Here is a 26,868-nt window from a genome sequence, read left to right as displayed (position 1 = left end):
TGATGTGCTTTATTTGTTAAAAATTAGTTTTTTTGTTGTGGTTGTATATTATTTGTCTTATTTCGCTCTTTTGTTTCAAAGCATAAAACTTGCTAGTTAATTAGTTTAAAAAACTACAATACATGTAAATAACAAGTGATATATCCACTAAAAAGCGGTAAGAGAGATTATCAGGATGGGGGCTGTTTTTCAAAGTTATGCGTTAAGTTGAATTATTTATGTTTTGTTGTTCAATTTCATAATTACGGTTAAAAGTGGATGTTTAGTAACTTTAAAATGGCTTTTTTGCGGTTTTTTTATTCTTTTTTGTTGCGTTTTTGAGCTTATAAAAAAAACTAATATCACTGATAAGAAATTCAGATATCTTTAAAATTACAAAGATTGTTACTCTGTTTTGCGATAGTATTTTTAACTGAATGTGAAAATTATGCTTGTTTTTAGGGTGTTAAATCTCTATAGATGGAACAAGAATTAAATTACAACAGGGAGTGTGGTAGAAATGATGAAAGTAGGTTTAGTTGGTTGGCGTGGCATGGTCGGCTCTGTACTGATGCAACGTATGATTGAAGAAGGTGATTTTAAGCTGATTGATCCTGTCTTCTATTCAACTTCTCAAGTAGGCATTCCAGCGCCAAACTTTGGTAAAGATGCAGGAATGCTGCAAGATGCTTTCGATTTAGAGAGTTTAAAACAGCTTGATGCAATCATTACCTGTCAAGGTGGTAGTTACACTGAAAAAGTTTATCCAGCATTGCGCCAAGCAGGTTGGAAAGGTTACTGGATTGATGCAGCGTCTACACTGCGTATGAAGCCTGATTCAATCATCACACTGGATCCAGTTAACTTCGATCAAATCCAACAAGGTATCCACAAGGGTACAAATACCTACGTAGGTGGTAACTGTACTGTAAGCTTAATGCTGATGGCTGTTGGTGGTCTATATAAAGCAGGGCTTGTTGAGTGGATGACGTCACAAACGTATCAAGCGGCGTCCGGTGCTGGTGCGAAAAACATGCGTGAATTGATCAGCCAAATGGGCGTGATTAATGACACAGTAACCAGCGAGCTGGCAAACCCAGCGACCTCTATTTTAGATATTGACCGTAAGGTTGCAGATACACTGCGCTCTAGTGATTTCCCTGCTCAAGAATTTGGTGCGCCATTAGCGGGTTCATTGATCCCTTGGATTGATGTGAAGCGCGAAAATGGTCAAAGTAAAGAAGAGTGGAAAGCGTCGGTTGAAACGAACAAGATCCTTGGTCTAGAAGATTCGCCTATCCCTATTGATGGTACATGTGTACGTATTGGTGCGATGCGCTGTCACAGCCAAGCATTAACGTTAAAGCTGAAGAAGAATGTACCACTTGACGAAATTGAAGAAATTATCGCATCACATAATGACTGGGTGAAAGTGATCCCGAATGATCGTGATGTAACGGTACAAGAGCTAAGTCCTGCAAAAGTAACAGGTACGCTATCAGTGCCTGTCGGTCGTCTTCGTAAACTGGCAATGGGTGATGATTTCCTTAATGCCTTTACTGTAGGTGATCAGTTGTTATGGGGGGCAGCAGAACCTCTTCGTCGAACGCTGCGTATTATTCTTTCAGAGAAAGCTTAATCATAATCACACGATAATAAAAAACGCCTACAGTGATGTAGGCGTTTTTGTTTTTGTAAATCTTATTTAGTGTTGATTTCGCTGGCGGAAACCACGACCACTTAATAAGGTTTTTAGCGCATCTTTTTCTCTTAACTTACTCATCCCGACATAAGCAACTGGCACTAGAAATAGTGAGAAGAATGTCCCTGCGGTTAATCCTCCCACTAAGACTAAGCCAATATTTACACGACCTAATGAGCCCGGCCCTGATGCAAATGCTAACGGTAAAGCACCTAAAATCATGGTCAGTGATGTCATTAAAATTGGACGTAAACGTGAACGAGCACTGTGAATTGCCGCTTCAATGGCTGTTTTGCCATGCTTACGTTGCTCGTTGGCAAACTCGACCAGTAAAATACCGTGTTTAGTGACTAGTCCGACTAAGGTCAATAGACCAATTTGTGAGTAAATATTGAGGCTTTGCCCAAATACCCACAGGGTCAGTACTGCGCCTACAATACACAGAGGAACGGTAAGCAAAATGATCAACGGATCAACAAAGCTTTCAAACTGCGCGGCTAAGATCAAATAGATGAAAATAAGCGCCATCAAAAACAGTGTTTGGGTACCATCTTGTGAGTCCATTAACTCTTTCACGACACCGTCATAGGCGTAGCTTTGTGAGTTATCAAGCAGCTCTGGTATGTTCTTATCAATATAATTACGCACATCACCTGCGGTATAGCCCGGCATTAAGGTTGCTGTAATTTCTGCACTGTTTTGCCCCATGTAAGTCTTAAAGTTAGACTCTGAGGTTACCGCTTTAATCGAGACGAATTCAGACAAAGGAATGTTTTGCCCTGATTCTGACGCTACATAAAGCTTATCGATAATATCGAAGTTGCCGAGATCTTTACGGTTAACTTGAACGCGAATAGGGTAGGTATAACCATCATCGGCCTGTAAATTTGCCGCCTTCAATGAACCAAGGAAAGTAGATAAGGCATTAGTTACATCGGTATAAGCTACACCTGATAAGATAATTGCATTGCGATCAATGCGTAGGTCATATCGGAGCTGATCACGCAGTAATGAGCTTTTAACACGCGTTAACCCTTCATATTCACTCAGCTTTTTAACGACACGGTTCGCTGTATCGTTGAGCTTTGTATTATCTCGATTAACTGTTTTTAGTTGTAGCTTCAAATTGGTCGCAGCATTAAGACCATCAGCCGAACGTACACTAAATGACATGCTGTAGGCAGACAAGGTCTTCGCTGCTTTATCGGTAAGCTCTGCCACTATTTCATCTGCAGGTTTAGTGCGCTTGCCCCAAGGTTCAAGCAAAATATGGTTCGATGGTGTTCCTTCGATGTAGGATAAATTGGCTGCGATGTCTTTATTATCTTCCATAACACTGTTTAATTCAGAGTTATGCTTGATGTGATAACGACGACCTACCCCTGTTGGCGCTTCAGCACTGCCATCAATAAAGCCTGTATCTTCGGTTGGTAACAACACTTGTGGCATCGACCACACAGCCACTCCTGATAGTGCGATTAGCGCAAGCGCCATGCCACCCATCAGTGCCTTACGATCAAACCATTTTGAGAGTTGTTTGCTATAGCTATCAGATAGCTTATGTAACTGTTTATCAATGGCTGCAAACCATTTAGGCTGCTGTGATACAGGCTTAATTAAATAAGCACTCATCATTGGTGAGAGGGTTAGTGCCACGAGACCTGAGATGATCACTGATGCTGCAAGGGTAAAGGCAAACTGACGGAATAGATCAGCTGTCATGCCTGACATTAAACCAATAGGCAAGTAAACCGCTGCAAGGGTCATAGTCATGGCAATGACAGGGAAAATGATTTCGTTACTGCCTTTGATCGCTGCGTTGAGTGGGGTTTCACCTTCTTCAATATAACGATAACAGTTTTCGACAACCACAATGGCGTCATCAACCACCAGACCAATCGCTAGAATAATGGCTAATATAGTCAGTACGTTAATACTGAAACCGAGAAATGACATCACTGCAAACACACCAATAATACATACTGGAATGGTAATAATTGGGATCGATGCAATACGCAGTGAGCCAAGGAAAAGCACGACGATAACGGAAACTAAAACCACCGCCTCTAACAGGGTATGAAAGCCTTGATCAATGGATTCCTGAATAAAGTCGGCTTGGTTATATACCATCTTCATTTCAAGACCATCAGGTAAATGCTGTTGCATCTTTTCGATTTCGGCTTTTACACGTGCTGCAACATCAACAGGGTTTTCACTCTTTAGTGGTAATACCTGAAGCGACATAGCCGTTTCACCATTCACTTTAAGTTTGCTTGGCGTTAGGCTGTTTTCTCCCATTTTGACATCAGCAATGTCTTTGATGCGAATAATGTTGCCATCATCCACGCGGATCACAAGATTCTGAATATCTTTAACACTCGTGACTTGGGTAACTGGGTTAATTTGGAAGTTACGCGCTTCACCGACAATTTGACCGACAGTAAATGATGAACTGTATGCGCTCAGTGTTGTAACTACATCTGCTGCTTTAACATTTAATGCCATCATGCGGTTTGGGTTTAGCCATACACGTACGGCTTTAGCTGCACCACCATAAGGGCCATAAACGGCACCAACACCAGAAATATGTCGAAACTGTGGTTTGATTTGTTGACCAATATAGTCATACATTTCTTGCGAACTCATCGTTCCTTTATTAACAAAGGTGATGATGTTACTGGCTGAGCTTTTATCTGCTGAATCGTCAGTGACGGTAGGTTTATCAACCATACTCGGTGGAAAATCGGCAATAGCTTCAATACTACTACGTAGTTTGTTCATTAAATTTGCGTATTCGACATCGGAAATACCATCGTCAAATTTCACATTTAATGTACATTTACCTTGAGTACAGTCAGTCGTCATAATATCGACGCTTTCTAACCCTGTTGCGGCATTAATTAAATGTGTCGCAACATTGCGTGACATGAAGTCTGCACTAGCACCGTCAATACTGGCTGTGACTGTTGCTTTAGGTGTGTTGTGCTCAGGGAAATACTGAATCGCCAGCTTTTGGAATGAAAATAGACCAATAAGAATAATCGCAATACTTAGCACTGAAGCGAAAACAGGATGTTTAATACAGACTTCAGGTAGCTTCATGATTTGGCTCCGTTACAGTCTTTTTCTCTGTTTTCCCCGCATTAGCAGGATCGGTTGTTTTCTTTTTTGGCGCTTGTGCTGGCGCATCTGATGTTGGTGTTTGGGTTTTGATGATATTAACCAGTGTTTCATCATCAATTTTCTGATGCCCAGTAACAACAACCTTATCATCCACTTTTAAGCCTTTTTCAACAATCACATAACCATTGTTGAGGTTGTCGCCTAATGTTAGATATCGTTTGGTAGCAATGTTGTTTTTATCTACGACCCATACATAACGATCTTCATTATGGGCAAGAATGGCATTTTGAGGTGCTACAATATGTTCAGTGCGACCGTTCACCATTTGGCTTACTTGGGCAAACATACCCGGAGCTAAAATGTGGTTCGGGTTTTCAATACGTGCATGAATTGCCACGCGCCCTGTGTTTTTGTTCACCGCTGGCGCAACGTAATCAACGACACCGTTAAAGGTCATATCTTTATAGGCTTCAACCGTTACCGTGATGGGCTGACCTTTTACCGCTTTGCCGAGATCGTTTTGACTAATGGTGTATGACACTTCAACCGGATCAAGGTTATAAATGCTCACTAATGGCGTTATAGCATCAATCATGCTGCCTTTTGATTTGGTGAAATTAGTGAGTTCACCATCGAAAGGAGCAGTAATAATGTAGTCTTTTAAAATTGCTTGTTGCTGGCGGTAATCAGCTGCAGCAAGGTTAGCGGCATCTTGCAGTTCTTCAAAATCTTGTTTTGATAGCGCACCAGGTTGCTTTTTATTGAGCTCAATCACTCGTTTCACTTTGTTTCTTGCTGTGGTGAGTGAACTTGCCGCTTTATCGAGATCGGCTTTTGCCTTGCTACTGTCGAGCTTGGCAATAGTTTGGCCTTTTTTCACCACGTCGCCATCTTTGAAATTAATCGAAACTAGCTTGCCAGGGGTACTAAATGTGAGCTCTGCAAAATCAATCGCATTGATTTTTCCGACTTCATTTAATGTGGCAACGAACTCTTTAGTGGAAATCGGTTCCACGGTAACAGGAACAGCTTGAGGTTGCTCATCATCACTGGCTTGAACATAGCTTGTTGCTGTGAACGCCATGATGGTAAACAGGAGTGGGGATAGTTTTTTATAGTGCACGTCGTTTAACTCTTATTGGGGTGATAAGGGTGTCGATGTGTGAGAAAGATATAGAAAAAGTCGATCTATAATGTCAGTGAATGGTTAGGTTGTTATTGGTATTGTTAGATTTATGTTTGTTTTTCTTATTTTGTTATCTTCTCCCCAGATCGCCTAGATACAAAAAAACCGTGAACATTTCATAAATATTCACGGCTTATTATTAGGCTTTACGCTTTAATGGGTTATTAAGCTGCTAGGTTTTTAGCAACGAAATCCCAGTTAACTAGTGCCCAGAAACCATCCATGTAGCTTGGACGTAGGTTACGGTAGTCGATGTAGTAAGCGTGTTCCCAAAGGTCAACAGTTAGTAGCGGAGTTACGCCTTCTTCTGTGATTGGGCAACCAGCGTTAGAAGTGTTAACGATCGCTAGAGAGCCGTCAGCGTTCTTCACTAACCAAGTCCAAGAAGAACCGAAGTTGTTGATTGCTGAATCTGTGAATTTAGCTTTGAACTCAGCGAAAGAACCGAATGCTTTTTCGATTGCTGCTGCTACTTCACCTGTTGGTTCGCCGCCAGCGTTAGGCGCTAGACAGTTCCAGTAGAAAGTGTGGTTCCAAACTTGAGCTGCATTGTTAAATACGCCGCCAGTTGAAGTTTTAATGATTTCTTCAAGTGACTTTTCAGCAAGCTCAGTACCTTCAACAAGACCGTTAAGCTTAACAACGTAAGTGTTGTGGTGCTTACCGTAGTGGTACTCTAGAGTTTCTTGAGAAATGTGTGGCTCAAGAGCGTTCATTGCGAAAGGTAGAGCTGGTAATTCAAATGCCATTGCTCAATTCTCCATATTGGTTTGGTGGCGTTTGCCACGACATTATTGCTTCCAGTAAGCATCGAGGCTTACTTAATTTATTTTTGAATCTGACCGTTTTATTTTAGCAAGTTTTTTCTTTATTAAAAGACTTGGCTATAAAAAAATACCCTATACCTCGTTCTGGTAATCGTCAATAACCTTTTAATTAGCAAGGTTAAATAGTGCTATGCTTAAGGATTGAATTAAAAGCCGTCGGTTAGGAGCGGGAAAGTATTTTTATTGGTGACGATAACCAAGTAGAATGGTAGGGTTTAAGTTATTACTATTAAAGTTGTACGAGGAAGCTATGGAAACTATCGACAAGATCAAGCAGCAGATCGCTGAAAACCCAATCCTACTTTACATGAAAGGTTCACCTAAGCTACCAAGCTGTGGTTTCTCATCTCAAGCGTCTCAAGCGCTAATGGGCTGTGGCGAAAAGTTTGCTTTCGTTGATATTCTGCAAAACCCAGATATCCGTGCTGAACTTCCAATTTACGCACAGTAACCAACATTCCCACAATTATGGATTGAAGGTGAGCTGATCGGTGGTTGTGACATCATTCTTGAGATGTTCCAAAAAGGTGAGCTTCAGCCACTAATTAAAGAAGCAGCAGCACGTCGCGACGCAGCTTCAGCAGAGTAATTCTTCTGTAACGCCATTTGTTTAAGGTGATATGATTTTTAAGTCTTTCACTTTTAAGCAATAAAAAACCGCCAAACTTGGCGGTTTTTTTATATCTAAGAAAAGGCTTACAGCACCATAGATGCTAGCCAACCAAAACCAATTAACGGTAGGTTGTAGTGAATAAAGGTCGGTACAACCGAATCCCAAATGTGATCGTGTTGACCATCCGCATTCAAACCCGATGTTGGACCTAACGTCGAATCTGACGCTGGTGAGCCAGCATCACCCAGCGCTGCCGCTGTACCAACGATTGCAATGGTTGCCATTGGTGAGAAACCAAAAGACAGACAAAGTGGCACGTAAATAGTGGCAAGAATTGGAATGGTTGAGAACGATGAACCAATACCCATTGTTACCAGTAGACCAACAACTAGCATTAGTAGTGACGCTAATGGTTTGTTATTACCAATTGCTGCCTCTAGTGAGTTAACCAGTGTTTCAACGCCACCTGTTGCTTTCATTACCGCAGCAAAACCTGCCGCTGCAATCATAATAAAGCCGATCATCGCCATCATATGCACACCTTTTGTGAACACATCATGGGTTTCTTTCCATTTAATCACGCCAGTGAAGGTAAAGACCATAAAGCCCATTAAGCCACCGATGATCATTGAGCCACTGTATAGCTGTGCACCAAGCGCGGCAAATATTGCCACGATAGCCACATAGACATGGCGCATATCGATTTCTTTTTTCTCAGGTTCGCTTGCAAGGATCTTCTCAACGGAATATTCGCGTGGTTTACGGTAGCTGACGAAGGTCGCAAGAAGTAAGCCAAATAGCATGCCACATGCAGGTAGGATCATTGCTACAGGTACTTGACTTGCAACGACATCTAAACCGTTATCGTGTAAGTTTTTCAATAAGATGTTATTTAAGAAAATACCACCAAAGCCAATAGGTAGCACCATGTATGGCGTAACTAGACCAAATGTCAGTACGCAAGCAATAAGACGACGGTCTAACTTCAGTTTCGCAAATACATGAAGTAGTGGCGGAATAACGATAGGGATAAAAGCAATATGAACTGGGATGGCGTTCTGAGAAGAGATTGCTAATAAAACTAAAATGATCAGAACGCTGTATTTAACGCCAGTCGCTGCTGCTGCATTATCATGACCACTGATTTTCTTAATCACTTTTTGTGCTAAGACATCAGTAATACCAGAGCGTGAGATTGCAACTGCAAACGTACCTAACATGGCATAACTAAGTGCTGTGGTAGCTCCGCCACCAAGACCGCCTTCGAAGGCCGATACCGCATCGGTGAGAGACATCCCACCAATAAGGCCGCCAACAATGGCACTAAAGGTTAGCGCGACCACGACATTTACTCGCATCAACGCGAGTATCAGCATGATACATACCGCTATAACTACAGGGTTCATAAAGCTTCGATCCGTCCGTTTTAATTAGGAAATTGTGAACTACATTATTTTGCGTATTTCAAAGTGTGTGAGTAATCACAGAATCATTGGGGTGAAATAACACCGTTTTTACCAGTTTGCTTAATTTTTTGCACATGTCGAGGACAAAATGTGTTTTGAACCACATTTTATTGAGGTTGTATAATTTTAAACCAGTAAAAATAGGAGATTGAGGGAATGATTTGGCAATGAAAAAGGCTCAGCCAACTTAATGTTCTGAGCCTTTAAATGGAGGTTACACAGAGTTAATTAGAAGCTTTGGCTATATTGAATACCGTAAAGCCATGCATTCGCTTTGGTTGTTGCTGTCAGAGTTGGTGCGCCTGTTGTTGATTCATTAACATTGACGTCTTTACCCATCAGATAAGTAAGACCGAAGTCGATATTAGATTTACTATCTAAGTGGTAAGTAAAGCCGCCAGAGATCCAGTTTCTATCTGAATCAGGCACTGAAATTGAGGTCAATTGATCTTGAGCGCTAGTGTCGTACATATAACCAGCACGAAGCGTCCATTTGTTATTTAGATAATATGTACCACCAATGGCGTAATGCCAACCATCTTGCCATTCATACTCTTTAATAATAGTGCCACCTGTGGTTTCTAACTTGTCGAAGCTACTCCAGCCAATCCATTGCACACTATAATGAACTGCAAATTTGTCATTGAGCTTATGAAAACCGGAAAATTCTGCCATATCAGGTAATGGCATTTTTAATTTTTCTCCGCTTAAATCATAAGGCTTTCCAACGCTTGCATTAGGGATGTAAGCCATGTCACCTTCAGCTTCTAACGTTGGACTAAAACGATAAGTTAAACCAAAGCGATTATTATCATCTACTTCAAATACACTTCCCAAATTAAAGCCTAATGCAAAACCATCGGCATCAATATCTACTAAATCGCTTGTGCCTGTTACTGAACTTGGAAGTGGTGAAAGTCCCCTGCCTCGTGTGAACTTACCGCTGCCGTAAATAACATCAATACCTGCCCCAAGACTTAATTGCTTATTAAGACGATAAGATGCGCTTAGTCCAAGGTTGATACTTTTTACTTCTGTTGTGCCGCCATAAACGTCAGCGCTGCCACTTAAGGGACCAGGTAAATTACCACTATAACCATTAGGGAACTCAGTTAGCGTACCGAAATTCGAATATAACGCAGCACCTATAGCTAATTGGTCATTGATTGGGTGGATATAATAAATGTTAGGTATGTAACTCATACCACCAATAGCAGCATCATCAACAGGGAAACTAGCAGGGCCAGCAGGAGTTAAAGTTGTAACACTGGTATTTTTCACATCAATTTCAGAGTCAATCGCTATGACGCCAAGTGACAGTGTAGGGGAGTCAAATAGTGACATTGCTGCGGCGTTTTTTGCCATTACTGATGCATTATCAGCAATAACGGCATCTCCTGAAAATGCACGACCTAAACCTGTTGCAGATTGCGAGTTCAGCTGGAAACCAGCGGCTTGAATATTAAATGATGATATTGATGCCGCAATGGCAACGGTGAGATAACGTTTCTTTATGGACATTATACTGCCTCTCTATGCTTTGTTATTTAGCTTCTTATTCATCCCTGAAAGGAAAAACAAAATATTAAGTACAAGAGTGAGTATAAGACTGGATACGTTAAATGTTAATAAAATGTAACCTAAAAATTAATGTAACAATCATGTATTTAACATGATTTTGTAATGACTGTTTAAAACGTTTAATTGAAAAATGACTTAATAAAATTCAAGTAAAAAAAAGCTCATAAAAAATATGAGCTTATGATTGTTTGATACAGAAATTTTCTTAAATGAAACTACAGATTTTATGTTTCATCTGTTTGAGGTGCCATTAGTAGTCAACCACCTAACTTCTTCCATTTGTTAACTATTTCACAAAATAGCTCGGCGGTACGCTCGGTATCGTAAAGGGCTGAGTGTGCTTCACGATTATCAAATGGGATATTTGCAGTTTGGCAAGCTTTCGCTAAAACGGTTTGTCCAAAAGCAAGACCACTTAGTGCTGCAGTATCAAAAGTAGCAAAAGGATGGAATGGGTTACGTTTTAGTTTGGCGCGTTCAGAAGCTGCCATTACAAAGCTATGATCAAAGGTGGCATTATGAGCTACCATGATCGCGCGTGAGCAATCCGAGGCTTTCTGCTCTTTACGGATTTGTTTATAGATCTCTTTTAATGCGTGCTCTTCCGATACTGCGCCACGTAGTGGGCTGAACGGGTCACGAATACCATTAAATTCCAGCGCTTCTTTATTTAAGATCGCCCCTTCAAAAGGTGCTACATGGAAGTGGATAGTCGTCGCTGGCTTTAACCAACCGTCTTCATCCATTTGCAATGTGACGGCACAGATCTCTAGTAATGCGTCAGTTTTAGCGTTAAATCCAGCCGTTTCGACATCGATGACGACGGGAAAGTAGCCGCGAAAGCGACTTTTTAAGGTATTGAATTCGTTATCTTGGCTCATAACACTGCTGTCAAAATAAATGAATGGGCTATTATGTCAGATTCGCCCCTTGATACCAATTCGATCTGATGTTTAAAAACAAAACCGTGAAGCGTTGTTGCTTAATGTGAAACGGGTACAGAATCGCTAAAGCAATGGGTGGTATGGTCGATATAATGTAACAATAATTGATGTTTTAAAGTGCTCTTCGTAGAACACTTGCCTTATAGCTACTGAATTTTGGATAAAGCGTTATCATAATGACTTTTATTTCGTTTAAATCATGGTCTAGGCCATTGTATCTGTGTGTTTTGTTGTTTTCGCTGCCAAGTTGGGCGGTAAAGCAATATATAGCAACGCCTAATCAATCCCACTGGAACGTGATCGTTGATACGCCATTAGAATGCCGTTTATCTCATAACATTCCCGGTTATGGTGATGGTGAATTTGTCGCTCGTGCCAGTAAAAAACAGTCGGTAGCATTTGAGTTGAAGATGTATCGCCCGATGGGTGAAACACGCAATGTTCGTCTTACCTCTATGCCAGCACGTTGGATGCCGGGTGAAGCTGCAAATAACATTACACGATTAAAATTCTTTAAACAGTTTGATGGTTTTATTCAAGGGAAAACAGTTTGGAATATGCTGGCAGAGCTGGAAGATGGACGTAACCCAACTTTTAGTTATCAAGATTGGCAGCGACAGAATCGAACTTTGGAAGTTGGGCTATCAGCGGTATCTTTTCAAAAAGGCTATCAAGATTTTAGCCAATGTTTAAATAAGCTATTGCCATACGGCTTTGAAGACATTGCATTTTCGGTTCTGCACTATGACGAGAATAGCGATACATTGAATAAAATCTCACAACAACGACTGGCGAAAATCGCAGATTTTGTCCGTTATTCTGATGATGTTGATTTGGTGCTGGTGGCTTCTTTTAATGACTCATTGGCTGGGACAACAGAAAGCCAAGATATGTCAGAGCATCGTGCAGAGAACTTACGTAAGTACTTTAAATCATTGGGGTTGCCTGAAGATCGGGTACAAATAGAAGCTTATGGTAAGCGTCGTCCTATTGCTGATAACTCAACGCCTATTGGACGCAGCTTAAATAGGCGTGTTGTGATTTCATTAGGCCAAACACCAATGTATTAACCTGTATTGCGAATACACAATCAGAGCTCGAACTCTTATTTATGAGGGTTCGAGCTTTTTCGTTAGTTTAATTTGAAAGTTGCAATGCGTTCGCAATTAGAATAGTGCGGTATTGCCTTAATTTGTTTGGCAATTTGAGGGTTAGGGTGCCTTTTTAAGAAGGCGATCAGTGCTGACTTACAGCAACCTAGTGATTCAATATAACTATGACAATGTGTTTGTTTGCATTGTGGGATCAAAGAGAGAACTTGTTCAGATGCGAGCTGTAGATACTTTAATTCGTAGTCGCTATCACCATGCTGACGCCAAAAGTTAGCCAGGTTATGACAAGAGATCACCTTGATAGTAAGCAGTTCGTTTAGTTGTTCTTCATTCGGCATATCAAGCGTCATTTCATCGGCGATAGAAAGTGCCAGTTGATAATGAACGATCGACATCACAGGGTTATTGTTAGTGTGTGCTTGATCGGCAAGTAAAGTGTGTTGCTCCCATGATCTGGTATCCATATCTTCCCCCTGTTCAGCATTAATGCGCGAATTCAGTACTTTTACATTATTTGTATGATATTAAACCGTTCGTATATTAGTTGATAATAATTATCAATATCAAGTAAAAAAGAGTGAATAACTGAATATAGAATGAATTTGATGATTAATTGACATGGTATATATTTGTAAAGGTTATGATTTATTGGTGTTTAGATAAGGATTTTCGTTATGAATAAAATTGTAGCTATCGTAGTAGTAGTATTACTTGCAGCGGGTATTGGCGTATTTAGTGTGAGTAAATTTACTGAAAAAGCGGCGAATGAAACAACTAAGAAAGTATTAAAAGAAGTAGTGAGTGCTGATTTAGCGCCAGTATCAAAAGCAATTGGTAAGTTAGAAGCCTGTGAATCTGGTGCAACAGCAGAACTTGAAGCGCTAGGCCATACAGCAACACCATTAGGCCGTAGCTTGGCTTATATTGCGTTAGCACAAAATAGTTACTTGATGGGCGATCAAGATGCTGCACGTGTTCAATTACATCAAGCGATTGATGCAAGTACTGATAAACCATCAGCGGAAGAGCGTAATGAGATGTTCGATAAATTAGCTGAAGGTGCAAAACAAATGGCTGAAAAACGTAAAGCATACGGCTTTAAAGTCAATTGTGAACCGCTTTAATCGTTAATGGTTAGACATGAAAAAAGGAGCGTTATGCTCCTTTTTTATTGGGTTAAATCTTTAATAATCAGATGTCTACCTTATCTTTATATTTGTGTTATATGAACTAAAAATCATCTTTACTCGGTGGGTGAGTGAGTGACTATCTAGTTATTGTAAGGGGTGTAGGTACCATCAACGGTAAAAATACATTACAAATACCCTTCAATTTGTAAAGGTGATGATTTTATAAGACTAAACTCGACAAAATCATACGCAATATCCTTTACAAAAATAGTAACAAATAAATTGTAGCTGACTTTACCCAAAGTCTTGGCAAGGCGATGGCCTCACTGCGTGAACCATCACCCTGCTAAAAGGGTATCTAGGGGAATGATGGTAAAGTAAAATAATAAAGCCACTCCTGACGCTCGCACGGCTCGCTAGTCGCTAGGCGTTTATGATTTTTCTTGACCATCGGTATCACTCACAAAAGAGCTTTCGTAACTCGTTTTTGGACAGAAATGAGTTAGTGCGTTCACTCTAGTGAGCAATAACATACTATTACGTACATTATATTAACTTATTAATTAGGAGCGTAAGCTACTGATACATTAATCCCAATCTTCCTGCAAGCTCTAAAAGAACCCATATGACCATCTGGGTTTTCATTTATCTGTAATTCAGTGATATCATATACTTATCAATTAGATAGGTGGTGCGTATGAATGAAATTCCTGAAGACAAGTTGATAGTTCACTATGATGAAGAATTTAAAAATCAGCTTATCGATTCTATAGATAATCTTTCTAAGAAAATTGATGGGTTTGATACTGAGTTTGAAACTAGCGACTTGAAGGAAAGCGTCATTGATCCAGAAGATAATCCTGTTGATGCTGATGTAGTTGCTTTTGTTATTGCTCCTGATGAGGAAATCGAAGTCTATTGTGAAGCATTCAATGAATATGGAGAGTGTTTGTCAGTACTTCAAAAAGACCTTATTAACTTGGATACAGAGCTGGAAACCGCTCAGCTAATTGATTATGTTGAGTACTTTAGCTCAAACCTTTACTTACATAGAGTGTCTACCACCTGTGATGAGTCTTTAAGTTACTTTAATCTGATGACACTAGAAGCCGTAGCGGATGACTTAAAAGTCTATTTCTCTCCAGAAATTTCATTCCAGTTTAGCTATCTTCTATATAAAAATGGGCATAAAGAGCCAGTTAGTCACGATGCATTTGTAGTCATTAGAGGCGAGAATCTGACTTTAGATCAGTGTAGAAAAGTTTATAAGTCTTTTGTGTTTGAAGCGAATACTGTTTCTGATATTACCATTGAATCAACACCTAACGAGCCTTTTGATATTGATGACTTTTTCTTGGAAGAGCCTGATAAAGACCAACTTACTACTTTCAAACGAAGGCTAATCCTATGTGATGATACTGATAAGGTCATACAGTTGTATAACAAAGCAATGTGCTGTGATGATGATGAAGTATCAATATTGTTCTATTCAAAGGTTCTGGAGTTTGTATCTGAGACAGTTGTGAGATCGAAGATAACAGATGAGGCTAGAAAGGCTCTTTCAAGTAATAGGGCTATGAATCCTGATGCTAACTTCATTAAAGAGCTACAGAACCTATTTAAAGACCATTCTTATCAGAAAGATGCTGATTCCATTAAATTAACTGTCCAGACATGTGGTTATATGAGTGACTTGGAAGATAAAATTCCTAGTCATATTAAGCGCAAAGTAGATACAGAAAGGAAGAAAGGTGTACTGGAAGCACTTGGCTCAATAGCAGACTCAATTACAGCCACTAGGAACAGCATAGCACATGCTAAAGCGAACTATAGACCCTCAGGTAAAGAAATTCCTGAAGACCAATATAACGAGCTTTCAGAACTTCTTAGAGTCCTAGCTCAGCAGTGTATTAGGTGGTATGCAGCCCAAAGTCCACTTACTAGAGTTAAGTAGCAAAGGTAATTTTAGTTGACCACTACAATGGGGATAATCCTGATAGGGGAGAAGAGTACCTGATACAAAAACTCCAGTGCTTAGCTGATGGGAATATGAATGAGTTTGAGTTCATAGAAACAGAACCAATCAATTAAGTCCTTATTAGAGCCTCAGCACCATATAGAGCCACTTCTAGTGGCTCTTGTCGTATCTGGGATTAGAAAAGCTAAGATATTTCCCTTTAAATTCCCATGTCTAGATGTGAGTCGTAACAAACATTAGGGCATTTCTGAGCTAGCCAAAATAGCTAGCTCATTGTTGGACATGAATGTTTTAGAAAGTTTGCCCTACTTAGGTTGGTAGGTATTAGGAAAAGTATTGGTAACTTCTTCACAAAGTACCTTTAGGGTACAAAAAGACCGCCACTGTGGACGGTCTTTTAACAGTAATTCTATTTATGCGCATTCAAGTTAAGATCTAGGAAAAGTCGCCAAAGCGACTTCTTAAAACCATTTAAAAGAGCTTACTAGTACTAGTATATTAATTACGTGAGTTATATTCATCTTGATATAGAATGACGATTTTAAGCCTTTATATTTAAAAATTAACACAACACTTTCCTTTTTTACTTTCAGTAAATTTATTCTAATCATCGGTCTAAATTTGATGAATACCGCTAACAGGTAAAGTGTATCTTCAGCACGTAGAGAGTGCTTTTTGCGCGCTTACGGTATAGACAAACTAAGATACCTTAGCTTGCCGTATCCATTTATCGATAGTTCTATCAGTTACTGGGACTATCCGAGAAAGCTTCCTCGATGCATCAGCTACAGACTTATACTGATCTTTGTCCTCAGCATATATTTTAAGAACCTCTTCTTTCATAGAGTTCGTTTCTGAATGTCTACTTTTAGCTGCTTTTTTTGCTCTTTCTTTTTTGTCGTTTTCAGCAAATAATTCATTACTCATTTTTTCGCGGTGGTGCCAGCAATCATTGAGAATTTCTAGCTTTGATGATGAATCAAGATATTGAAAATATTCATCAAAACAACGGTTAACCTCTAAAAAAAACATTACTGCGTGAAAGCCAGACTTGTGCCAGAAAACCAAAGAAATATCCATTTCCTCAAGAAAGAATTTTCGAACACATTGCCCTGTATGCATAATATCTTCGAAAGATAATGAGTTTACATATTCCTTCAAATCCCCGCCAGAAAGCTCTTTTCCATCAGGCAGATGAAGTATGAATTTTGTATTTTCTGATAAAAAAACTAATAATGATTTATAAGAATTGGAGATATTATTAATATTAGAATCAATATACTCATTTATTCCAATATGTTCTTTATGTTCTTCTCTTTGTAAACTTTCAAGGTGCTCATAAACCACTTTTCCAACATTGATAATGGCTTCTGTTTTTTTTATTTTATTTCCATTAACATCTATAAGTAAGCCGTCTTCATTATCACTTTTATACATTGCCTCAACATCAATACTTAATTTGAAATCATCCATTTCTAACCTCAATATAAAAACAAATAGGGCATTACCTATTTAATATCAAAAGTGTACTATTACATCGAAATATTCTAAGCAAATATTTATCAGATTGTTTGTATAAAAACGTATTCATTTAATATATTGCATCTAAATCTCTCTAATGCATGGTAACGTCCAGGTACTACAAGACCGCCACAATGAAAGGTCTTTAAACACCTGTTCTATTTATTCGCACTAAACAAAAGTGCTGATATTCCATACTTAGGGAAGACTGCTGTATATTCACTTTCAGTAATGTCTAATCGTGCTTCAAGTTCTGGTTCACCGTTGTAACCTTGTTTTTCAAAAGTGGTACGTAAGTTTTCTAGCTGACTTTCTAAGTACTCTTCTAAGTATCTTAGAAAAACTCTTTGGCGATCTTTTGACATTACAGCTTGTACATTTAAGCCAGCAGATACAACTCCACCTCCAATCGGTGCATAGGTAGTTCCATCTTGAACGGTTACAAGGCTATTGCCATTTACTTTACGAAGATTTAAACGCTCTTGTTCTGTTAATGGCGTAGATGAAACAACACCTTTAATTTGATATTTCTCAATTACGCTAGACCAATTACGGTGAATAATTTCAACGATATCTTGGTCTGCCCATGAGCCGTGCTCAAAAATACCTATTGCGTAAAATTTATTATCAATAAGTAATGCAAATAACAGTGGCCCTGTTCTTTTAATAAAATCGCCTTCCATAGTTTCACCCAAATGAAAGTGATGAACCCCCCAATCATTGAGCATAGAGTCTTTATTATTCAAATTATTGATTAATTTACTTAAGTTAGACGTTAAATCCTGACCTGATTCGATTAAGTGCTTTAAACGCTCCCATCCAGTCACCAAATTTTGAGGGCAGGAAAAAGTATCAGCTAAAACCAATTGTCTAACCTTGGCTTCAGGACGCCGCTGTTCAGCATTAAAGTATAAAAACGGTATTTCATCATCAGGTATTAAAGAAACATCGTAGCCCCAGTGGTTAGTCAAAATATCTTTTTGAAGACCAACCCAGTCACCAAAAAAATCAGATTTTAATTTCATCCTTACTCCAAATTTAAAATACAGTTATAAACTGACAGAACTCTATTCGTTTCAATTCATAAATACCTTGATCTTAATAGCGTTTTAATCCTTTTCTTTTAGATGACAATGACGTTTAACTAAACAGATAAAATTAGATTGATTAACCTAATAAAACTAATCCGAAATCAGGTTAACACAATATGAATGAGTATTTGATCTAACAAACAGTGGGGCATTAACGAGTTTGAAATTGCTAACTCAACAGTGCTAACTCAACAGTTCTTTCAGGTAGCTATTCCGCTTATGAGAGTGACTAGGTGCCTCGGTGATCTGCCTCATGTCATCACTACTTCCAACGATATGAATTTCGCTTTCTGCTCTTGTAATTGCCGTATAGAGCCATGCTCTATCGACTATTCTGCCTTTTTGCAGAGCGATGATGATACGTGGAAACTGTGACCCTTGAGCTTTATGTAGGGTGATTGCGTAACCCAACTCCATGCAATCGAGAACAGATTGTGTAATCTCGACCTTTTCACCTGTATCTAGTGTCACTTCACCGTAACTATCACCAGAAGGTTTGACGTTGGTTAGTGTGCCAAGTGAGCCGTTCTGAATGCCTTTGTCATAATGGTTCTGCGTGAATAACACGGCATCATTCATGCGAAGTGGCAAAAAGAACTTATCACCATTGATTTCGAACTCAAGGCTAGTGCTATCTGGGTTAACGGCTTGTTGGGTGAGTTTATTGATTTCTGATACGAGTGCCTTGGTTGGAGCCATGACGCGACTGTTTTCAGGACACTGTTGGTAAAGCTCACAGCAGACTTTGGCAATGTCTGTTTTACTGGTTTCGTGAAAGTGTATTGCACCCGTATTTAATCGATCAGGCACCACTCCTTGATTGATGAGCTTTGAGTATTCGGGGATACCCGTTGAACCTTCCTGCCTCTTGACGATATCTAACTTCGTATTAGCCACCGTTTTTGCTTCAACGATGTCTGCCAACACCTTGCCGCAGCCGATGGGTGGAAGTTGGTCGGGATCGCCAGTGAATATCAATCGTACAGAGGGGTGAATGTGATTCACAAGACGATACATGGTTGGCAAGTCAATCATGCTTGCCTCATCAATCACCAGTAGGTGATTTGTTTTCTCGACACTAGGTTCTATGGGGTCTTCACGCAGCAATTTGGCAATGGTTGAGGTAACAAAACCGATTGATTCATGAAGTCTCATTGCAGCGCGACCACTGAGCGCAACAGCGTGTATTTCAAATCCGAGTTGATGGTAAGCTCTGAGAGCCGTTCTAAGTACCGTTGTTTTGCCTGTTCCTGCACCGCCTGTAATACAGCTTACCGAATTATCGAGGCACGTTGTTACGGCTTCGATTTGTTTACTGGTTAGGTCGTAGGGAAGCTCCGCAACCGCAGAGCAATACGCAGTATTGGCGTTTTCATCATACAAGTCATTTCGCTTAATCAGTGTATTTAGCCGTTTAGCAACGACATTTTCCATCAGAAGTTGCGCGGTTGGGTGATAAGCCCCCGTATCAGGATTTAAAATGTACTGAGCTTTATCATGACCTGATTGGAACGCCTGAGTGACCAGTGTTTTGTCTTTCAGTAGCCTGTTGAGGTAAGGGCGCACATTGGCATGAGTGGTATAGGTGTGACCTTTTTCAATCTCCTTGCGAATCGCCATTTCCAGAGCAGCGCTGAGCCTTCTTGGGTCATTCTTCGCAACATCGCTCTTAAAATCCGTTGCCTTGATAATATCTTCAATGGCACTGAACGAAAGACCAAAACCCATCAAAGCATAAGGATTATCCTTAATTACCTCTATGGAGGCTTCACCGTGATGCTTGAGCAGCCGTTGCTGCACACTGGCGGGGATGTTGTGCTCACTCATCCAGTTGCAATGTGCCAGATTTTTATATTTGGCGTACCCTTTAAAGAGTGCCTCTACTGAATCTTCGCTCAGAATCGATGTCAGAAGCTTTCTGGACTCTGGGGTATCATTTCTCAGGGTGATATGGAAATCTTTCCCCAAGAGCTGCCAGAGCGCCCTAGCTTTACTTTCACCAATACCCTTGAAGTCACTTTCTTTAGCAATAAAGTGTATCAGTTGCTCACCTGTTTTGGGCAGGGAGCATTCAATATGCTCTGGTAACTCATAAGTGTGTTGCTGCATGACATAATCGCCAGTTTCAACAGCTTTAACTTGGCGAGAACCTTTGACTGACCAATGCTGACCTAACGTGGGTTGCACAGGGATACGATTAGGATCGGCTATAATGGTGACGTAATACTTACCACTATTGGTTTTGTATGAGTCTTTTGCCAGTGGCACGCCACTGAATATCACCATCTTGGTCGAGCGATAAGGAATGCTGGTTATGCGCATCTGATCTTCATGTAGGATAGTATTCATCGTGGCATCAACCCCATTTCAGATAGGGTCTCTGATAGCTCCCCAAAGCGCTCAAGTCGTTTTTCCAGCTCTTTTACCTTGGCTTTTAATTCAATGTTTTCAGCCTCTAATGAGGATACTCGTTTTGAGTCGAGCAGCTTGCGGTTGGCGGTATTGTCATAGGCTTTTGGTTTACCTTCGTTTTTCTTAGCTGAGTTGGTCAAAGGTGGCAGAATGCTTCTATCACGCAGCTCATCTTCTAATGCTTTGAGTGCGTCTTTGAGAGCAGGGTTTTGGTTAAGGGCAGATTTACCACAGCCGATCCCTTTTGCGACTTCGATGCGATTGAGCTGGCCTCGGTAGATAATTTGTTTAAAATCATCATCGCTTTGTGTTGCTACCCAAACCTTAAACGCCTCAAGATTGTGCTGCGCTTTCTGCTGACCACTTGCCATTTTAAGCCCTCAATTAGATTAGAAAATACAAAGAGTTGCATTTGGGTCTTTATTTACTTTCTTCTATACTCCGCATCGCCCTTTGAAAAATAGCCATTACATTTGGATCGCTTTGACCGATGTTGGCGATTTTTTGAACAAACGCTTGTAGATAACCGATTTCATCTTTTGCTACTTTTAATTCCGCTTCTAGCTGAATGATTTTTTCTGCTAAATCAATATCTTTTTGTAGATAGATAAGTAGATCAGTATTGTCAGCGGAAACAGGTTGCCCCTTGAGTGAGCGTTTTCTATCTTTGTATTCATTTTTTATATTGAGATATTTATCAAGTGTTTGCCGCGTCGTAGTGATCGCAAGGCTAGACTCAATTTTCGTGACTAATAAATCCCAAGTCAGCTTTCCTTCCCAACTTCTAATTAACGCTTGAATGGAGATTTGTTGATCAGTGTCTAATGATTTAGTTGCCATGTGTATTTCCCTATACTGATCCCAAAAAGCCTAAAAAGTTATCTTTAGCTGAGTCGTTATTTGTTTGGGTTGTTGCAGCAAGAGCCGCTTGAAGAGCTTCTTTCGCATCAGGTAGCGATAGCTTATGTTCTGTTACTGTCTTGGTTTCTAAATCTGTAATTCGCATGACATTTGAACGAGTCAAAAAACGAACAATAGCCCCTTCTTTGATGGAGTCATCTGATAGCACTTCAATAAGACTCTTGAGCATACAAGTATTTTGGTAGTGGGTTTCATACCATTGCTGCATTCCTTCACTGGTTGCAAAGTTAATGGCCTCCTGAACTTGCTTTAGGTTGTGTTTCTGGATTGTTAAATCCTTATTTAGCAGTTCAATCGCATCTTTATCATGCGCAATATGGCATGAGGATGAACAGAGTGTGCATTGTGTTTCAAATTCCGTCATGTAAGTGCAAGGGGTTAACGTTAAATCTTGGGTGCAAAAGCCGACCTCACTGACAAAAGTTGGGCTTAAGTTATCGGTGGCATCATCGTATTGAGCTTTACTCTGTAGGCGTTTGCCAACCTTATCTTGTACTTCTTCCTCGGTTTCTTTTTCATATAGAATATCACTGATCACTGAGGCATTTTGGGCATTAGTCGTGTGGATATAGTCGAGTGTTTGCTCAGGGTTTTTACGGCCAGACAGCATCGTTATGAGTAAGTGGGGCACCCCCTTATTTGCTAGGTAGTTATTTTGCCAATGCCTAAATTGGTGAGGGGTGATTGCGAAACCTGTTGAGAAACCATGCCGCTCAAAGATGGTTGTGTAACCGTTTTTGCCTTTTTTGATGTTTTTATCAAAAAAAGCACCTAAAGATTCGATGGGAACTAACAGGAAGTGAGAGGATTGCCGAGTGTTTACTTGTTTTTCTGTATAGGTAAATAAAGCTTGCTCATAATCGACACGCTTGGTCTTAGCGTTATTGTACCCTGACATGGCTTGTTGATTAGTTGTAATGTAATGGTTTTGAAATTCCTCAACCGTCATTTCTGTTTGACCATTGAAATATTTACTTAATTGGCTTTTTATTATGACAGTAGCGCCAACAAGTAAGGATGCATAAGGACATCGGGCTTTAATTTCTAGTTTATCGAATGGCAACAGCTTGGTGATGTGTTTGATAAATAAAGGGAAGGCTTTATTTTTTGTGGTATCAATCGCACCCTTGGTATCGCACGTAACACGGACATAGCCGTCGCTGTCATCATAAAAGCCCAATAAAAAACCAAGCTGGATCAGGTTGGTCGGTTTACTGTCGTTGGGTTTGAGTGCATCTAGGTTTTTGGCACTTGGCTTAAACTCACCTAACACCTTTTTTAAACTTAGGTTTGGGTTTTGATAAAACCTTGCTAATACTCTCGCAGGCTCAGTTACAAGAGCAGTGTAGTGTAATGCTCGGTCTAGGCTTTCGGCCATTTCAGCATTGATATGATTCTGATAGTCTTTATATCCTTTTGACCCACGCCAATTAAGGTAGTAGACAGTATTAATGTTGTTATTGACTACTTCATTATGGGCTTTAACGCGTTGCTTGGTTAGTAACACTTGCTCTGCTGCCGCTCGATTGGGGGACGACATCGCAAGTGCTGACATGGTGCAAACATAACTATCGAGTTGACTCGTTGTTGGATGGATGAGAGCAGCCCAAGAATTAGTGTTCTCTTTATTCTTGATGTCTTGATAAGGCGGGATTGCATCATAAAAGATCGCCCCGAGTGCCAATAACGCCTTTTCATCAGGCAGTTTACTGTTTTCAGCCTCGATAGCGTCATCACCGCTTTTGGCTCTTGTCGCTTTATACCCTCTCGTTAGGTTCGGGAATTGACTGACAGGAAGCATCTTATGGGCATTTAGCCACTCAAAAAATCCAGAAAGATGCTTGATATACTTCATTTCATTGATGGTGTTTTGAATCTCATCCAGACTGGAAGAAGCGATATTTTCATTAAGAGCAATAAGAAGTTTTTTTGCCGCAGTGACTTTATCTCTCTTCATATTCTTAGAAATATTTTCTTTCAGCACATCAAGAGCAAAGGCAAAGAGTAGATGGTGCGTATGTTCATCGAGCCTGTCTTTATCGGACAACGTTGAGTTAATGTTGGCGTGGGGTTGATTATTGTTATTGAAAAGGAGGTTAATAGAGATGCCTTTGTTGCTGGTAAAGGTAACAGCAATGTCCTCCCACGTTGCTTGCTTTCCTGATGGCGCGGTAAAACCAAGTAATGGCTGTTTTTTCTTTTCGGCGATATAAGCGTGTTGATTGGTTATGTAACGGTTGAGTGTCTTCATTTTTCATCTCCAAGCTTAGCCGTTTTTCTCTCTTCACAAATGGCTATGGTCGCCTTGATGTAAAGAATGATTTTCTTGAGGCGTTTCACTGTCGCAGGGTGTGCTGATTGACTATTTATCACCAGTTTTCTTTCCGCTTTATCAAGATATTGTTGATGGTTTGCCGTTTCTAGAGGTCTAAAGTTGTCGCAGGGATAACAGGCCATAGGCGCACCGCCTTTTGACTGACAACTGGAGCAGTTAGCAGGATTGAGTTTATAGCTAATTTCTTCATCAAACCTGCTTTTTACTTTGAAATCATCGTGCGCTTGTAACTCTTTTACCGACAGGCTATCAAATCGCTTGACGATATGGTTCCCAGCATACGCCTCATCAACTTTAACTCGCTCTGAGGTTTTCAAATCAAGATAGGGGGTAATCGCTTCAATGGTGACGCCTGTTATAGCAGCAAGGTGGGCAGGGCTTAACCCATATTTTGCACCTTGGGTGAGAATAGTGTGTCGCCAGCGATTGTTACCAAGTCGCAAAGAATCGTTTGGACATCTATCGCTGTTTGGCTTGAGTTTGTTTCCGAATAAATAACGTATATTATTTCCAAGGGCGTCCGAAGCCATATGATAGGCTTTTGAGGTATCGCTATTGGAGATAAACAGTTCGGTTTTAGATTCGAAATTAGAGCTAAATAAGCTTTTGTCAGGCAATACAGGTAGGCGACTCATGAGTTCTTTGGTTTCATCTTCACCTAATGTAATGTGTTGTATAGACAGCGAATGTAAAAGGTAGTGTTCATAAACCTGATAGTAACGCAAAAGCAATCGAGAAAAGTCTGACTCTAGGCGGTGTGAGCGTGATTCCGCATCACCTCGAAATTGTCCATCCTTTCCTTTAAAGGTGCGAACGTGCAATTGCTCCACATCTGAGAACAAGTGTTGAGTAACGGGTTTCCAGTTAAGGTTCGGTTCTTTATGAGATAAAAAGGTTTCCCCTACAGGTAAAACATCACACCATTTAAGTTGCACAAGTTGGGTTGGCCGTCTTATCAGGGCGAGAAGTAACTGACTGGCTATGACATTCCGTAGTGCGGTAAACTTTTGTTGCGATAGTATTTCAACCTCTAATACTTGCTGTGTTCCAGTTCTTAAGCTTTCAAGAATATTGTCGTGCTCAACTTCACTGTAAGCACCCGTTTTTGGGTCAAGAATGCCATTAATTACACCTTGGCGCTTTAAATTTTCATCTTTAACTGTGTCATATAACGGTTGGAGAGTATGACAAGTATAACCATTTCTTGGGTGGCATAGGGCGTATAAGCCATCTCTGACTCTTTTCTTGTAAGTATCTAGTGTGAGCCACCACGCCTGAAAATCGTAAATGTCGAGATATTTTACAATGGATTTGAGGGTGCTAACGTGGCCTTTTAGAGAGTTAGAAGTGCAATGCTTTGCTGCATGAGCCATTGCTAACCTTAAATCCAGATAAGTATTAGTATTTAGTTCATTCATCCAATTTAGATATAAATAGGATTTATAACCAAGCTCCCACGTATCTGAAAGCACATCAAAAGAGTAACCATCTTCTCTTGCATTGAATATGCGCTGCCCATCGTACTCCTTTTTTAATGTTGTGATATGGCTATGACTCATGACCACCTCCTAACCTCGGAACAGCTTTAGATTGGGTTCTAGCGGAAATATCAGCCACAGTGACCGCCAGTTGATATTCGTTATAGACGGATGCCATTTTCGAGTCTTCAACCCAGCCCATTGCATATTTGCGTAAATCTTCAATTTTTTCAGGCGTTAACCCATGCTCTCTCGCCTTATCTTCAAAAACTTCATTCCATTTATGACGAAGCTTGTGAGGGTGGAGCTTGATACCTAATGCCTCACCAAATTTATCTACGATTTTGTGAATGGATTTATACGTGAGCGGTTGCCCTGATGTTGTCCCTTTTTCTGAGATAAACACAAAGTCATGTTCACGGGCGGTTGTATTTTCTGCTCGTACAGTTTGTATGTAGAGCTTGATAAGCTTCATTAACTCTGAGGAAATAGAAACCGATAGCGCTTTGGTTTTATTTGATGGGCGTTCTAACCTTGGATCAGTCGGATCATTGGGAGTTCTGGTCAATAGGAAGCGAGGGTTATCCCAATCGTCAATCAAGTCACTGACTTTTAGCTTTAAAACCGCACCAACACGAACCCCTGTGTTAATTAGGATTTGCATGATGAGTTGGTTTCTTAATTTGCTGGATTTAAATGGGTTCTCAGGTGAACTCTCTTTGATGATTTCAAGCAAATAAAAGAACTTATCTGAAGGTATTACTGACTCAAATGCATCTTTAACGATGGTGTTATTTTTACGTGTGCCGCCAATAAACGTGTTGATGTATAACTTAAACTTATTGAATTGGTCGTCCACTCTGGCTTGAGTATTAGTTGGCTCTTGATCATAGTGGTGGCAAACGAACAAGTATTCGATATAAGCCCTTAGTCGAATTAAGCGCTGACGTAATGTGTGTGCGGAAACTTGTGGTTGGCTATGTGAAGTCGCATGGATGGCATCTCTTATGCGCTTGTCAGAAATTGCTACGATATTACTTTCATCAATAGTGCCTTCATTAGCGTAAAGCTTGCACGATCTAACAAAATCATCGACCTCTTGCCTTGAAAGAAATTCACCAGAGCTGACACGCTCAACAAGATCGATACCTTGCTCGATAAAATAACAGTATAAAAATTTCAGCTCATAGGCGTATTTTTTTAGTGTATGAAAAGCTGGAGTTTGAGCGCTTGCTTTATTCTTTCTTGCCGAAAGTGGGGAGTTATGGTTTCCGTTAAGATAAGCATTAAGGTACAAGCAAGCGGGAAAAACACCAGATCTTACAATGAGGGGAAAGCTGTACCCATCGGCATCTTTATAAATTTTTACTGCAACATTTTCACTTAATTCATTCATTACAAAATCACAAGTTGGTTACATATTAATCTAATATAGTTACACTTGGTGATTTTGTAAAGTAAAAAAATGG

Annotated in this window: 19 protein-coding genes and 1 pseudogene; 5 read left to right on the top strand and 15 right to left on the bottom strand. The window is 40.1% G+C overall.

The window, feature by feature from the left end; translation table 11 throughout:
• Positions 1-499: 499 nt before the first annotated feature.
• The gene (asd, locus tag Q7674_RS17390) at positions 500-1,618 is read left to right on the top strand and encodes an aspartate-semialdehyde dehydrogenase (protein WP_045062720.1); all 1,119 of its coding nucleotides are present in this window, start codon (positions 500-502) and stop codon (positions 1,616-1,618) included.
• A gap of 66 nt (positions 1,619-1,684) precedes the next feature.
• Here asd and Q7674_RS17385 read toward each other — a convergent pair whose 3' ends face one another.
• The 3 genes from Q7674_RS17385 to sodB form a co-directional block, all read right to left on the bottom strand.
• A complete protein-coding gene (locus Q7674_RS17385; protein WP_107229592.1) occupies positions 1,685-4,783 on the bottom strand; it encodes an efflux RND transporter permease subunit in 3,099 nt (1,032 codons plus the stop codon).
• On the bottom strand, positions 4,770-5,927 hold the full coding sequence (locus Q7674_RS17380) for an efflux RND transporter periplasmic adaptor subunit (RefSeq protein WP_052679857.1): 1,158 nt from the start codon (positions 5,925-5,927) through the stop codon (positions 4,770-4,772). The genes Q7674_RS17385 and Q7674_RS17380 overlap by 14 nt, the downstream gene beginning before the upstream one ends.
• A 227-nt stretch (positions 5,928-6,154) precedes the next feature.
• Complete coding sequence (gene sodB, locus Q7674_RS17375; protein ID WP_008987568.1) at positions 6,155-6,739, bottom strand: superoxide dismutase [Fe]; 585 nt, start codon at positions 6,737-6,739, stop codon at positions 6,155-6,157.
• Between the two features lie 328 nt (positions 6,740-7,067).
• Between sodB and grxD the strand changes: the two are divergent.
• Positions 7,068-7,406, top strand: a pseudogene (gene grxD / locus Q7674_RS17370) (Grx4 family monothiol glutaredoxin).
• A 107-nt stretch (positions 7,407-7,513) separates the two neighbouring features.
• Here the strand turns inward: grxD and Q7674_RS17365 are convergent.
• The 3 genes from Q7674_RS17365 to rnt all read right to left on the bottom strand — a co-directional run bounded on the left by Q7674_RS17365 (position 7,514) and on the right by rnt (position 11,358).
• Positions 7,514-8,836, bottom strand: a complete 1,323-nt coding sequence (locus tag Q7674_RS17365; RefSeq protein WP_008987565.1) for a Na+/H+ antiporter family protein — start codon at positions 8,834-8,836, stop codon at positions 7,514-7,516.
• 288 nt (positions 8,837-9,124) lie between these two features.
• Positions 9,125-10,417, bottom strand: coding sequence for an outer membrane protein transport protein (locus Q7674_RS17360; RefSeq protein ID WP_023931640.1), 1,293 nt, complete (start codon positions 10,415-10,417; stop codon positions 9,125-9,127).
• 317 nt (positions 10,418-10,734) lie between these two features.
• Entirely contained in the window at positions 10,735-11,358 is a 624-nt protein-coding gene (gene rnt, locus Q7674_RS17355) for a ribonuclease T (protein WP_305422942.1), read from the bottom strand.
• A gap of 239 nt (positions 11,359-11,597) precedes the next feature.
• Here rnt and motY point away from each other — a divergent pair, with 239 nt between their 5' ends.
• Complete coding sequence (gene motY / locus Q7674_RS17350) at positions 11,598-12,491, top strand: flagellar protein MotY (protein ID WP_052024590.1); 894 nt, start codon at positions 11,598-11,600, stop codon at positions 12,489-12,491.
• A gap of 62 nt (positions 12,492-12,553) precedes the next feature.
• Here motY and Q7674_RS17345 read toward each other — a convergent pair whose 3' ends face one another.
• A complete protein-coding gene (locus Q7674_RS17345) occupies positions 12,554-12,997 on the bottom strand; it encodes a DUF2753 family protein (RefSeq protein ID WP_045062723.1) in 444 nt (147 codons plus the stop codon).
• A 210-nt stretch (positions 12,998-13,207) separates the two neighbouring features.
• Here Q7674_RS17345 and Q7674_RS17340 point away from each other — a divergent pair, with 210 nt between their 5' ends.
• Together Q7674_RS17340 and Q7674_RS17335 are read left to right on the top strand one after the other, a co-directional pair.
• The gene (locus Q7674_RS17340) at positions 13,208-13,657 is read left to right on the top strand and encodes a hypothetical protein (RefSeq protein ID WP_045062724.1); all 450 of its coding nucleotides are present in this window, start codon (positions 13,208-13,210) and stop codon (positions 13,655-13,657) included.
• Positions 13,658-14,360: 703 nt separating this feature from the next.
• The gene (locus Q7674_RS17335; protein ID WP_045062726.1) at positions 14,361-15,617 is read left to right on the top strand and encodes a hypothetical protein; all 1,257 of its coding nucleotides are present in this window, start codon (positions 14,361-14,363) and stop codon (positions 15,615-15,617) included.
• A gap of 723 nt (positions 15,618-16,340) precedes the next feature.
• Here Q7674_RS17335 and Q7674_RS17330 read toward each other — a convergent pair.
• The 8 genes from Q7674_RS17330 to Q7674_RS17295 all read right to left on the bottom strand — a co-directional run bounded on the left by Q7674_RS17330 (position 16,341) and on the right by Q7674_RS17295 (position 26,795).
• On the bottom strand, positions 16,341-17,114 hold the full coding sequence (locus Q7674_RS17330) for a hypothetical protein (RefSeq protein WP_107229593.1): 774 nt from the start codon (positions 17,112-17,114) through the stop codon (positions 16,341-16,343).
• A gap of 206 nt (positions 17,115-17,320) precedes the next feature.
• The gene (locus tag Q7674_RS17325; RefSeq protein WP_107229594.1) at positions 17,321-18,187 is read right to left on the bottom strand and encodes a hypothetical protein; all 867 of its coding nucleotides are present in this window, start codon (positions 18,185-18,187) and stop codon (positions 17,321-17,323) included.
• A 249-nt stretch (positions 18,188-18,436) separates the two neighbouring features.
• Entirely contained in the window at positions 18,437-20,602 is a 2,166-nt protein-coding gene (locus Q7674_RS17320) for an AAA family ATPase (RefSeq protein ID WP_045062731.1), read from the bottom strand.
• On the bottom strand, positions 20,599-21,036 hold the full coding sequence (locus Q7674_RS17315) for a VPA1267 family protein (protein WP_045062732.1): 438 nt from the start codon (positions 21,034-21,036) through the stop codon (positions 20,599-20,601). Before Q7674_RS17315 ends, Q7674_RS17320 begins: the two co-directional genes overlap by 4 nt.
• 49 nt (positions 21,037-21,085) lie before the next feature.
• Positions 21,086-21,505, bottom strand: coding sequence for a hypothetical protein (locus Q7674_RS17310; protein WP_045062733.1), 420 nt, complete (start codon positions 21,503-21,505; stop codon positions 21,086-21,088).
• A 10-nt stretch (positions 21,506-21,515) separates the two neighbouring features.
• Positions 21,516-23,837, bottom strand: coding sequence for a hypothetical protein (locus Q7674_RS17305; RefSeq protein ID WP_045062734.1), 2,322 nt, complete (start codon positions 23,835-23,837; stop codon positions 21,516-21,518).
• On the bottom strand, positions 23,834-25,480 hold the full coding sequence (locus Q7674_RS17300; protein WP_305422941.1) for a hypothetical protein: 1,647 nt from the start codon (positions 25,478-25,480) through the stop codon (positions 23,834-23,836). Before Q7674_RS17300 ends, Q7674_RS17305 begins: the two co-directional genes overlap by 4 nt.
• Positions 25,470-26,795, bottom strand: coding sequence for a site-specific integrase (locus Q7674_RS17295; RefSeq protein WP_045062736.1), 1,326 nt, complete (start codon positions 26,793-26,795; stop codon positions 25,470-25,472). Before Q7674_RS17295 ends, Q7674_RS17300 begins: the two co-directional genes overlap by 11 nt.
• Positions 26,796-26,868: the final 73 nt, after the last annotated feature.

It is taken from the genome of Photobacterium leiognathi (assembly GCF_030685535.1).
Taxonomy (GTDB): Bacteria; Pseudomonadota; Gammaproteobacteria; order Enterobacterales; family Vibrionaceae; genus Photobacterium; species Photobacterium leiognathi.
The sequence above is the reverse complement of the archived record's forward strand: the minus strand, read 5'-3'. Positions and strand labels throughout refer to the sequence as shown.